Below are 12,185 nucleotides of genomic sequence, written 5' to 3'. Positions count from 1 at the left end.
AAGCTTTAAATTTTAAGTGAACGCTCCTTTTTCCAACTGTAAAGTACCGGAACCAAAAAATAGGAAGTAACGTCAATGATCATTCCTCCAAAAATAGGAATGGCCATCGGAATCATAATATCGCTTCCCTTGCCAGTAGATGTTAAAACGGGTAAAAGGGCTAAAATGGTGGTAACAGTGGTCATCAAACAAGGACGAATTCTTTTCTGAGCCGCTTCTAAGGCAGAAGATCTTACTGCTGCTATAGTATCTGGTTTTTTACGTGTAAATGTTTGAGTGAGATAGGTTGCCATAATTACTCCATCATCTGTAGCAATTCCAAATAATGCTATAAAACCTACCCAGACTGCCACGCTTAAATTGATGGTTTTTATATGAAACAGTTCTCGCAGATTTTCTCCTAAGAATTCAAAATTTAAAAACCACTCCTGCCCGTACAACCACATCATAATAAAGCCTCCGGCAAAAGCAATAGAAATAGCGGTAAACACCATAAGTGAAGTGCTTACCGATCTAAATTGAAAGTACAGGATTAGAAAAATAATTAATAAGGCAAGGGGTACTACTAAAGACAGGGTTTTTTCTGCTCTTAACTGGTTTTCATAGCTTCCTGTAAACTGATAACTAATACCCTTAGGGATTACCAGCTCACCTAAATCAACCTTTTCCTCAATATAGTTTTGCGCATTCTCCACAACATTTACCTCCGCAAATCCATCTTCCTTATCAAATAGTACATATCCTACCAAAAAGGTATCCTCACTTTTAATCACCTGCGGCCCTTGTTCATATTTTATGGTGGCTACTTCGCTTAGTGGGATAGAACTCCCATTTGGCAACGGCACGTAAATATTTTTAAGGTCTGAGGCATTAGCTCTAAGTTCTCTTGGGTATCTTACACGCACCCCGTAGCGTTCTCTTCCTTCTACGGTTTGTGTAAGCACCTTTCCGCCAACCGCCACTTCCAAAATTTGTTGTACATCTTCAATTACGAGTCCGAAACGCACCAATTTTTTACGATTTATATCTATTAATAAATATGGTTTTCCAACAATCCTGTCTGCAAAAACAGCCTTTGCTTTTACCCCTTTTACTTCTTTTAAGAGTGTTTCTAATTCAAATCCAAAATCTTGAATTTGTTTTAGGTCTTGTCCTTTCACTTTAATTCCCATAGGAGCTCTCATACCAGTTTGGAGCATGATTAATCTGGTTTCTATAGGTTGTAATTTAGGGGCAGAAGTAACTCCTGGTAATTTGGTTACTCGTACAATCTCGTTCCAAATATCATCTGGAGATTGTATCTGGGGTCGCCAACTACGAAAATATTCTCCTTCCTCATCTTCAATAAGCATAGATGCTTCTAAGCGCAACGGTTCTGCAACATGTGTACTTATATACTGTTCTTCATTCTTAACCTTCGCATTTGGATTGGCTGCAAATTGTTTATTCTGTAAAACAAAATAACCATCTTCATTCACTTTAAAACGCTGTAATTCACCATTGCCATTACGCATGTACTCTGGCTTGTATTGAATTACATTCTCGTACATAGACATGGGCGCAGGATCTAAGGAAGACTCCGTGCGACCTGCTTTTCCAACAACGGTTTCAATTTCTGGAATGGTAGCCACGGCCATGTCTAATTGCTGAAGTACTCTTGTGTTTTCTTCTACCCCGGCATGTGGCAAAGAAGTGGGCATTAAAAGAAAGGTTCCTTCATTTAAGGCTGGCATGAATTCTTTTCCGCTATTTCTAAAAATAAAAATTCCCATCATAAGAATACTAGCAGGAATGAGTAGAAATATGCCTTTATTAGCTAATGCCCATGCTAGTATATTCGCATAATAATGTTGTAACAAATAGAACAAACCAAAAAATAAGCTGCAAAAGAACACTACAAATACCAAATTGATGGCAATGCTTCTGTCAAAGCCTAAAGGTCTCCAGTAAGTGGCCAATAATATTGCGATACCACTTATGGTTATGATTATATTTAGAAGGTTTGCTCTTCTAAGATTTAGCAGCTTTCTTAGCTTTAAAATACCTATTGCACCAAAAAGTATGGGTAATAAACCTATCCAATAACCCATAAAAAGACCCAAAAAACCAAAAGCAATCAAGATTCCCTGAAAAATATAGGAAAAACCAGATTTAAACGTACGTTTTCGGAATATAAATGCAGCAAATGGCGGAATTAAGAACAAGGCAATAATAAGCGCTGCTACCAATGCGAAAGTTTTGGTAAATGCTAACGGACGGAATAACTTGCCTTCAGACCCTAAGAGCGTGAATACAGGTATAAAACTTATAATTGTAGTCATTACCGCCGTAAGAATTGCTCCGGCCACTTCTGTAGTAGCATTGTACACAATAATGTCTATTGATTTTTTTGTGGTAGCTGAGGGATTGTTTGACTGTTGTTTTTCTTCTTTATTGATATGCCTAATAATATTTTCAGAAAGTATGACGCCTACATCTACCATAGTTCCTATAGCAATGGCAATACCAGATAAGGCTACAATATTAGCATCTACTTCAAACAATTTCATGGCTATAAAAACCATTAGAACCGCAACTGGGAGTAAGCCTGAGATTAAGATGGAAGCTCTTAAATTGAAGATCATAATAACAATAACCAGTATGGTGATAAGAATTTCCATGGTAAGTGCTTCACTTAAGGTGTGCAAGGTTTCCTTAATAAGTGCTGTTCTGTCATAAAAAGGAACAACTGTAAGTTGTGAAACAGTTCCATCACTTAGTGTTTTAACGGGAAGACCTGTACTGATTTCCTTAATTTTTTCTTTTACATTATTTATGACTTCTATGGGGTTGGCCCCGTATCTAGCCACTACAACACCTCCTACAACCTCTGCACCTTCCTTGTCAAGTATCCCTCTTCTTTCTGCTGGTCCTAACGAAACCTTGGCTACATCTTGAATACGGATAGCGGTATAATTCTCTGAAGCAATTACTGCATTTTTAATATCTTCCAGTGATTCAATATATCCGAGTCCACGTACCAGGTATTCTGCCTTATTTATCTCAAGCGTTTTAGCCCCAATATCACGGTTACTTTGTTTCACTGCAGCAACTATCTGTTCAAGGCCAATATTGTATTGTTTTAATAATTCTGGATTTACATCTATTTGATATTCTTGCACATAGCCGCCAATGGAGGCTACTTCAGATACCCCCCCGGCAGAAGACAAGGCGTATTTGACGTAATAATCTTGAATACTTCTTAGCTCTTGTAAATCCCATCCTCCGGTAACGTTTCCTTTAGTATCTCTCCCTTCTAAAGTATACCAGAATATTTGTCCTAAACCTGTAGCATCTGGTCCTAAAGCTGGTTTCACTCCATCTGGTAGTAAATTAGAAGAAAGTGAATTTAATTTTTCTAATATGCGACTGCGACTCCAATAGAACTCTACGTCTTCTTCAAAAATGAGATAGATACTTGAAAAACCAAACATTGAAGAACTTCGTACGGTGCGAACACCTGAAATTCCTAACAATGCGGTGGTTAAAGGATATGTGATTTGGTCTTCTATATCTTGCGGACTCCTACCTTCCCATTTAGTAAATACGATCTGTTGATTTTCACCAATATCTGGAATGGCGTCTACAGCAACCGGATATTGAGGAATAATTCCTGTATTCCAATTAAAAGGTGCATGAATCATACCCCAGCCTACAAAAAGCAGCAGTAATAGCACTGCTACTAATTTGTTTTCTATAAGAAATCTGATGCTTTGTTTTAACATGTTTTACATTATTGACATTCTAAAATTCCATTTGAACCCCATATAAAAGGTTTAGTCCGTGGCTAAAATTGCACGGAGCGTATTTTAAAAGTCAATAATCAAATAAGGAAAATCTGATCTAGAAGCTGTATATCTCGAATCAGTAAGGGAGGAGAATATTCCTCAAAGGAATGCCTCTTAGTTTTTACCTCATCAAACTTTGTTAGAGAAGTATATACAAAGCCTATGACCATATACGTTTGTACAGGGGTAAGAATATTTGTTGAAGAAGTATCTTTTAAATTCTCCTGACCTTCAACCACGATTTGAATGTCTTTACAACAATTCATCTTAGTAATTGAAGAACCCTCAGGTGTCATTTCACGCAACTCCATACCACAAGTAGCAGCTTCCTTAAACAAGGATACATCTACCAAGATATCTCCACAATAATGCATTCCCACAGAAAATGAGATCGTAGAAAGCAATAGCACAAATGCCATTAAAACTGCTAATATTTTGGAAAATATTTTTTGCATCTAATTACAAAACTACGAAAATCTCTGATTTATTGTCCGTTTTAACAAAAATACAATACATCTGTAAGAATAAATGAACAACCTACTAAGGTTTTTTAAGGGTTCCTATCTTTTAGAAAGATCTTTTTCCTTTATAAAAAATAGTTCTTATTCACTTTTCAAGGAACCGTAATTAGCACCCCAAAACCGATATCTACTCGCGGCATTTAGTTGTAATCTATCTTGAAAATTTTCAAAGTCTCTACTTTCTTTAGGAGACCATAAAACTTCACTTAAAGCAGTCATTCTTGGAAAAATCATATACTCCACCTTAGAGGTTGTGCCCATATACTCTGTCCATACATTACCCTGCGCACCCAAAACCTGAGCGGACTTTCCTGATGTTGCTACTTTTTCCGGGACGGGTTCAAAGTTGTAGACTGCTTTGCTTGAATTATACCCGTGAATTGCCAAAGCTTCATTTTCATCTTCTTTTTGATAATGATCAAAATACAAGGGCTTTCCGGGTGTGGAAATTAATTGATATCCTTTTTCCACTGCTCCAATTGCATCTTCTTTGGTTCCCCAATTCATTACAATAACCGAGGCATCTGCATCTCCTTCTAAGACATCATGCCAGGCTATTACTTTTTTATTTTTGCTCTCCACATATTTAGCGGTCTGGTTTACGAAATAAGTTTGTAATTCTTTTTCATCTTTCAATTGGTGTTCTTTCATAAATGCCTGTGCTTTTACGCTTTCTTTCCACCACATTTTACTACATTCATCTCCTCCAATATGAATATAGGGTGAGGGAAATAGTTCACAGACCTCCGCAAATACCGCTTCTATAAATTTGAATGTTTCCGGATTAGGTGCCAAGACATTATTTTGCCTGTTGAACATACCCCATGTAGTAGCAACTTCATAGGTGATTTCTGGTTTGGTTCCTAATTCTGGGTAAGCAGCAAGTGCAGCGCGAGAGTGACCCGGAATATCTATTTCTGGTACAATGGTTATACCACGAATCGCGGCATATTGAATGACTTCTTTTATTTCTTCTTGGGTATAATACCCTCCGTATTCTTTTTCGTAATAGTTGGTAGGCTCATCAAAAAAATGACCAATTAAAGTGGCTTTACGCCAAGCGCCAATAGTGGTGAGCTTTGGATACGCTTTAATTTCTATTCGCCAACCTTGGTCATCTGTGAGGTGCCAGTGAAAAAAGTTGAATTTATGATAAGCAAGGTAATCTATATACTTTTTAACATAGGCTATATTATAAAAATGCCTGCTAACGTCTAAGTGCATTCCACGATAGGAAAATCTTGGATGATCTTCTATCTCAAAAGGATGGATAGCTACTGATTTCACTTTTTTAATTGGTATGATTTGTAAAAGACTTTGTATGGAATAAATAATCCCTGATACATCATTACTTTTGAGTACAATGGTTCCCTCCTCTGTCTTTATACGATACATTTCTAATTTTCTACATGTAGGGTCTTTTAGGAGTTTTATAGTTGCTTGTTCCTCAGTTGAATTGTGTGCTTCTTTCATCTGCAGTCTAATATCGGTTTGTGCAAATAGCAGATCACTTAAGTATTCTGCCTGCTCTAGAAACACAGCATCGTACATAATAAAAGCTCCTGATTTTATATGAATAGGGGCTCCTTTAATTTCTTTGGCGAAAACAGGTTTAGGTATAATGTTATATACGGAAGAATTCATAGGTCTTGGAAAAAACATTTTTGATAAGTAACTAAAAGCGTATGCAATATAAATATAATCATGCGTAAAAGAGATTCTGCATGATGGTTTTCATTTAAAAGTATCTCAGGATATGAATGATTTTATTTCAAAAGAATTTTTTCTCATAAGTAAAAGGGTAAGCTATGTAGCCTACCCTTTTATTTTTGATTATTTACAATCTAGATATTTACTTTAAATCAAATCTATCAAGCTCCATAACCTTAGACCATGCAGCAATAAAGTTATTTACAAACTGTTCTTTAGCATCATCACACGCATAAACTTCTGCCAATGCGCGAAGTTCAGAGTTTGAACCAAATATTAGATCTACTCTAGTACCTGTCCATTTAAGCTCGCCTGTTTTTCTATCTCTTCCTTCAAAAACGTTTGCATCATCTGCTGTGGCTTTCCATGTAGTATTAAAATCTAATAAATTTGTAAAAAAGTCATTTGTAAGTTTGCCTGCCTCGTTGGTAAAAACTCCATGTTTTGCTTGATTATAATTTGTATCAAGAACGCGCATCCCTCCAATTAACACAGTCATTTCTGGAGCGGTTAAACTTAGTAATTGTGCTTTATCTACCAACATTTCCTCTGCGGTAACATTATGCTCTGGATTCATATAATTACGGAATCCATCTGCAGCAGGCTCTAGTGGATCAAAAGATTCAATTTCTGTTTGTTCCTGAGATGCATCTGCCCTTCCCGGAGTAAAAGGAACTTCTACCTTGTGTCCAGCATTTGCAGCTGCTTCTTCAATGGCAGCGCATCCACCTAAAACAATAAGATCTGCTAGTGAAACTTGTTTATCGTTATTTTGTGTCTTGTTGAATTCTGTTTGAATTGCTTCCAGTGTTTTAATAACCTTACTTAAGTCTGTTGGATTATTTACTTCCCAGCCATTTTGGGGTGCCAAACGAATGCGTGCTCCGTTTGCTCCACCTCGTTTATCAGAATTTCTATACGTTGAAGCAGAGGCCCATGCTGTAGTAACCAATTGTGAAATAGATAGTCCAGAAGCTAAAATCATCTTTTTGAGCTTATTGATATCTTCTTTATCAATAAGTTTATACGTTACAGATGGGATTGGGTCTTGCCAAATAAGTTCTTCTTTAGGAACTTCCGATCCTAAATAACGAGCTATTGGCCCCATATCACGGTGGGTTAGTTTGTACCATGCACGTGCAAAAGCATCTGCAAAATCTTCTGGGTTTTCATAAAAACGTCTTGAAATTTTTTCATATGCAGGATCTTCTCTTAAGGCAAGATCTGTAGTTAACATAAAAGGCGCATGTGTTTTAGAAGCATCATGTGCATCTGGAACCGTTCCTGCTCCCGCTCCACCTTTTGGTTTCCATTGGTATGCTCCTGCAGGACTTTTTGTTAACTCCCATTCAAAACCAAAAAGGTTCTCAAAATAATTATTACTCCATTTGGTAGGAGTTGTGGTCCATGCTCCTTCCAGACCACTGGTAATTGTATTTGCACCATTACCGCTGTTGAAAGTATTTTTCCAACCAAGCCCTTGCTCTTCTATTCCTGCACCTGCGGGTTCTGCAGCAACATATTTTGAAGGATCTGCGGCACCATGGGTTTTACCGAAGGTATGCCCTCCCGCAATCAGTGCAACAGTTTCTTCATCATTCATGGCCATTCTACCAAAAGTTTCACGAATATCTTTGGCAGATGCAATTGGATCTGGCTTTCCGTTAGGCCCTTCTGGGTTTACATAAATTAATCCCATTTGCACAGCTCCAAGCGGATTCTCTAATTCTCGGTCTCCTGTATATCTTTTGTCTCCCAACCATTCTGTTTCCGGACCCCAGTAAATATCTTCTTCTGGTTCCCAGACATCCTCTCTACCACCGCCAAAACCAAAAGTTTTTAATCCCATAGAGTCTAAGGCACAATTACCTGCAAGTATCATCAAATCTGCCCAGGAAAGCTTTCTTCCATATTTCTTTTTTATAGGCCATAAGAGTAAACGTGCTTTATCTAGATTTGCATTATCTGGCCAACTGTTTAAAGGGGCGAAACGTTGTGTTCCGGCTCCTCCTCCTCCTCTACCATCTGCTATACGATAAGTACCTGCACTATGCCAAGCCATTCTAATGAAGAAAGGACCGTAATGCCCATAATCTGCTGGCCACCAGTCTTGAGAATCCGTCATCAAATCATAAAGGTCTTTTTTTACTGCGGCTAAATCCAAAGACTTAAATTCTTCTGCGTAATTAAAATTATCTCCCATGGGATCTGACAAGGAAGAATTTTGACGCAGAATACTTAAATTCAGTAAATTAGGCCACCAATCTCTATTAGAAGTGCCGGTACCTGCACTTTGTTGTAATGCGCCTCCCATAAAAGGGCATTTACTAGTTTCATTTACATCCCAAACCTTACCGTTGGGAGCGTTATTCGAATTGTTGGTATCCATAAGGTTTAAATTTTTAATATTATTCCTTTTAAAGATACCAAAAATGTTTGCTGGTTAGTAGAATTAAGCGCTTGTTTTAAATTATTTAGTTATAGAAAAAATCTATTATTGATCTTGCATAGTATAGAATTCTAGTATCATGCTAATTACTTAGCTTTTAAATTCCCTTTTTAGAACGTTTTCTATCTGGAGAGTTTTGACTGGTTTGAGAATCTTTATTAGATGCTACTTGTTCACCAAGAGGCTTACTAGCAGCAGTATTCTGTATCTTAAGAAAAGAGTTTAAATCTTTACTAGTGGTAGTTTCTGTACGTTGATCACTAGATTTGTTACTATCACTTTTTAAACCTTCCAATGAAGGAAGCGGTTTTTCAGTTTTGTATGATTGATTTGTTCTTGAATCTATACGCGCTGCAAAATATTCTTTAGTATATCCAGAATTTACCACAGCTACAATTTGATCTGGCTTTAACCCATCCATCATTTGATAGGCTTCCTCATTAGTATTTGCTCTTCCTTGTACACGTAACCTTATCATATTTGCTAAAGTTTCTTCTGTAAATTGAGGATGCATCACTTGGTCTTTCGTAAGCCCAAATTCTCGCACACCAATACTTCTTGATTCGTAAATAGTGCTTCTGGAATCTTTACCCTTAACAGCATCTTCTGATGTTTCCGATGTTGGTGATGTTACTTGACTTTTCATAATTCTACTTTTAAAATATTGTTTTATTTATATGTAAGTATCATTCATTACGGGAAACCCCCAAGTTATTTCCGCAATTTTATCGGATACTTTTAATTAAGTCAAAAAATATCTATTTGGAAAGTTCTAAAGTAGATTAGGGTGGAATCCATATTACATTATTGGCCAGCTCAAGAAAATTAAGGTTTATCCTAAAGTCCTAAAGGTTTCTTGCGTTTGGCATCGGGGCTATTTGAATGGTTTTTCAAGTCTGCCCTAGAACGTGTTCTTATTAAACTACCCTCACTCTGAGATTTTGTTCTTATAGTACCCTCACTTTTAGCTACTGGCATAGGTTGCGTAAGTGAATCAAGGCTTCTCCCTGCAACCATTCCTGATGGCTCTTTATAATCAGGTATTCTCCAATCTCCTTTCAAAATTCTAGATGGTATAAAAGATTTTTCTGGTTTTGGAATATTAAAATCATTATTTGATGGATTTAAAAGTTGTTGTCTTGAAAAACCATTATTTACCATTTCTTTTATTTGATATGGTTTTAATCCTTCCATCATCTTAAGAGCCTCTTGATTTGATTGAGCTCTTCCCTGAACACGAAGTCTAATTATATTTGCCAAAGTTTCTTCGTTAAATGAAGAACTCGCCACCTGCTTTATATTAAGTCCAAATTCATTTAAACCAATCCATTGAGCACGCAATAAAGCTTGTCCCTCATTTTTTGATGCGATATCGGTTTCTTTTGTAATTGATGGATTCATATCTTTTTTTTAAATTAATATTTCTGTTTGTATATACGTATTTAATAGTGAGAAAAACCCCCAAAACGTTCATTCAACTAGGTGTAATTTTTCAGTTAATCCCAAAAAACTACCACTTATGAACTCCATGGTACTAAATACCAAACATGAACACTAAATTAGTAACGGCTTTTAACATACCAATTTATAGACGACATCAACTTAAACCTTTTAAAACTGATTATGATAAATAGGCAACCCCGCACACAAATAGCTTTGCATACTTGGTTTTACGAAAAAAATTAACATCATGATAGACACTTCTACTTTACTCCTTTTACTTATTTTTTTAAGCGTACTTACTTACATGATAAAGGAATTACAAACCATGATTAGAGCAGATAGAGTTGTTTTGGTTTCCAGCAAAATTAATAATATCAAAAAGCCTTTCTTAGCGGTCATTAATAAATACGTAACCAATCCACAGGAAATGAATTTCGTTGAAATTGGGGCAGGGTATGGTAAGGTAAGTGAAATGGCAGCAAATGTGTTTCCATGGAAATCAATACTCGCTGTAGAAATTGATAGTATTGTAATATTTTGGAACAGAATCAAAAAATATTTTGGAAAAACAGCAATTTCATATGTAAAGTCTGATATTTTTGAGTATATGATTCCACAAGATTCTGTAGTTTATTGTTATATGTCTAATCCTGTGGTAAATAGACTTTATAAAGAAAAAGCTTTTGATGGTTGTTTAGTATTGAGTTTAACTTTTGCTATTAATGGTATTGAGCCTATAGATGAATTTATGATTAAAGGTTTTCAGAAAAAGTTGTATGTATATGATTTTCGTTAAAAATCAATATAATTTTAGTATATCTTAACCTAAAGTTTTTGACGTTTTCCCTTTCTTGTGGAAGTTTTATTGTCACTTTCACGTTTTGTAGTTCCTGTTATTGATTCCCTAACATTGTCTTTATTTTGTTTGGTTGCCGCTACCGTTACTCTTGGTATTGTTAAATTCCTAAGTGCTAACAGCATCCTTGATCCTTTTTCTAGATCCGTTAAACCTTCGTAACCCTGAATTTTAGATTGTATCCAGTTTCTAGCAGCTTCCTTTGTATTTTCTGCTGAAAGAGATTTACTATCATTGTATCTAAACTCATGATTTTCTTTTACCAAATAGCTGGCTAATTCTTCTAAAATTTTATTATTTGAAGTAAAGGCAGGATGTTTAACCTGTTCTAAACTTAATCCAAAATCAACCATTCCTGCAGTTTGTTTTGTATTGAGTTGCAGCGCATTTTCATAAGCTACTTTTTGGTCTTTAATAGTTGCTTCTAAAGCAGCATAACTATTTACCTGCTTTTCTTGAATAATTTCTAACAAAAAAGCATAACTATCTAATTGTGCTCCCGTAAGAGCTTTTGCATATCTAGGATCATCTTCCTTTATAGATTCAAATCCACCTTTTGTATTAGTTTCCAGGCCTACCTGTTCCAAGGTTAACTGGTGATCTATTATTCCTCTAGCCTGATATTCTTGTATCTCTTTGCTTGCTGAATACAGTTGTTTACTATCTGCTTTTGGGTTTAGGACTTTAAGTGCATGCATTGTTTTAAGAAGTGCTTCACTAAACATTTTATCTTTAATAAAATTCAAATCCAGCTTAAAATCGATTAAAGCTTTAATTTGAAGTTTATGCAAACCTATGACAAGAGAATACGCCCTATCTTTTGGAATATTGTTATCTAAATCTTGGAGATAATCCATTCCTTCTAAAATATGTTTCCCAAAATTATCAGACTGTACTTGAGCTCTATTCAGTTCAAAGTCCACTATTCCTGATACTTGATCAAAATCAAGCTCTCTTAACATTTCAAAAGCTTCTTGATCTGTCATGTTTGGATTATTTGTCAACAAATCGTCAATACCCCACATGATATCATCTCCAAATTTGGGAGTTTTAACCTGTTCAACAGATAAACCATGATATATCATCCCTCTTACTTGAACCGTTTTTAAACCTCTAACCATAGCCAAGGTATCACTATTGTTCAAGTTTTCATTTTGTTCCCGCAGATGTTCTATTGCTTTAACGGTATGAGTGCCAAAATTTTCGGCTTGTCTCATCTTAGCTATCTGGTATTGTGAAAGTCCTAAAAGTAAATCTAGCGTTTGTTGCCTATTTGTAGTTATAAAAGTTGATTCCAAAACATGTATCGCTGCTAATGTATGAGACCCAAAATTTCTAGTTTCTACCTGTGCCCTGCTCAAATTGAAATCAATAATTCC

8 protein-coding genes are annotated in these 12,185 nt (G+C 35.9%); 1 reads left to right on the top strand and 7 read right to left on the bottom strand.

Going from position 1 to position 12,185, the window contains the following annotated elements; translation table 11 throughout:
• Positions 1 to 5 precede the first annotated feature (5 nt).
• The 6 genes from WBG07_RS12240 to WBG07_RS12215 all read right to left on the bottom strand — a co-directional run bounded on the left by WBG07_RS12240 (position 6) and on the right by WBG07_RS12215 (position 9,908).
• The gene (locus WBG07_RS12240) at positions 6 to 3,764 is read right to left on the bottom strand and encodes an efflux RND transporter permease subunit (RefSeq protein WP_340201698.1); all 3,759 of its coding nucleotides are present in this window, start codon (positions 3,762 to 3,764) and stop codon (positions 6 to 8) included.
• A 98-nt stretch (positions 3,765 to 3,862) separates the two neighbouring features.
• Entirely contained in the window at positions 3,863 to 4,282 is a 420-nt protein-coding gene (locus WBG07_RS12235) for an HYC_CC_PP family protein (RefSeq protein ID WP_340201696.1), read from the bottom strand.
• Between the two features lie 147 nt (positions 4,283 to 4,429).
• A complete protein-coding gene (locus WBG07_RS12230) occupies positions 4,430 to 6,010 on the bottom strand; it encodes a beta-N-acetylhexosaminidase (RefSeq protein ID WP_340201695.1) in 1,581 nt (526 codons plus the stop codon).
• 190 nt (positions 6,011 to 6,200) lie between these two features.
• On the bottom strand, positions 6,201 to 8,447 hold the full coding sequence (gene katG, locus WBG07_RS12225; RefSeq protein ID WP_340201694.1) for a catalase/peroxidase HPI: 2,247 nt from the start codon (positions 8,445 to 8,447) through the stop codon (positions 6,201 to 6,203).
• Positions 8,448 to 8,604: 157 nt separating this feature from the next.
• A complete protein-coding gene (locus WBG07_RS12220; protein ID WP_340201693.1) occupies positions 8,605 to 9,153 on the bottom strand; it encodes a hypothetical protein in 549 nt (182 codons plus the stop codon).
• Positions 9,154 to 9,344: 191 nt separating this feature from the next.
• Positions 9,345 to 9,908, bottom strand: coding sequence for a hypothetical protein (locus WBG07_RS12215; RefSeq protein WP_340201692.1), 564 nt, complete (start codon positions 9,906 to 9,908; stop codon positions 9,345 to 9,347).
• A 289-nt stretch (positions 9,909 to 10,197) separates the two neighbouring features.
• Between WBG07_RS12215 and WBG07_RS12210 the strand changes: the two genes are divergently transcribed.
• Positions 10,198 to 10,746, top strand: coding sequence for a class I SAM-dependent methyltransferase (locus tag WBG07_RS12210; RefSeq protein WP_340201691.1), 549 nt, complete (start codon positions 10,198 to 10,200; stop codon positions 10,744 to 10,746).
• A 29-nt stretch (positions 10,747 to 10,775) separates the two neighbouring features.
• Here the strand turns inward: WBG07_RS12210 and WBG07_RS12205 are convergent.
• On the bottom strand, positions 10,776 to 12,185 hold a 1,410-nt coding region (locus WBG07_RS12205; RefSeq protein WP_340201690.1), incomplete at its 5' end, for a hypothetical protein.

This window comes from Ascidiimonas meishanensis (assembly GCF_037782385.1).
GTDB lineage: Bacteria > Bacteroidota > Bacteroidia > Flavobacteriales > Flavobacteriaceae > Ascidiimonas > Ascidiimonas meishanensis.
This window is presented reverse-complemented; position numbering and strand designations above follow the sequence as displayed.

Excerpts from the sequence above, each read along its gene's own strand:
- WBG07_RS12220 (WP_340201693.1), bottom strand. The coding sequence starts at position 9,153 with ATGAAAAGTCAAGTAACATCACCAACATCGGAAACATCAGAAGATGCT.
- WBG07_RS12230 (WP_340201695.1), bottom strand. The coding sequence starts at position 6,010 with ATGTTTTTTCCAAGACCTATGAATTCTTCCGTATATAACATTATACCT.
- WBG07_RS12240 (WP_340201698.1), bottom strand. The coding sequence starts at position 3,764 with ATGTTAAAACAAAGCATCAGATTTCTTATAGAAAACAAATTAGTAGCA.
- WBG07_RS12215 (WP_340201692.1), bottom strand. The coding sequence starts at position 9,908 with ATGAATCCATCAATTACAAAAGAAACCGATATCGCATCAAAAAATGAG.
- katG (WP_340201694.1), bottom strand. The coding sequence starts at position 8,447 with ATGGATACCAACAATTCGAATAACGCTCCCAACGGTAAGGTTTGGGAT.
- WBG07_RS12210 (WP_340201691.1), top strand. The coding sequence starts at position 10,198 with ATGATAGACACTTCTACTTTACTCCTTTTACTTATTTTTTTAAGCGTA.
- WBG07_RS12235 (WP_340201696.1), bottom strand. The coding sequence starts at position 4,282 with ATGCAAAAAATATTTTCCAAAATATTAGCAGTTTTAATGGCATTTGTG.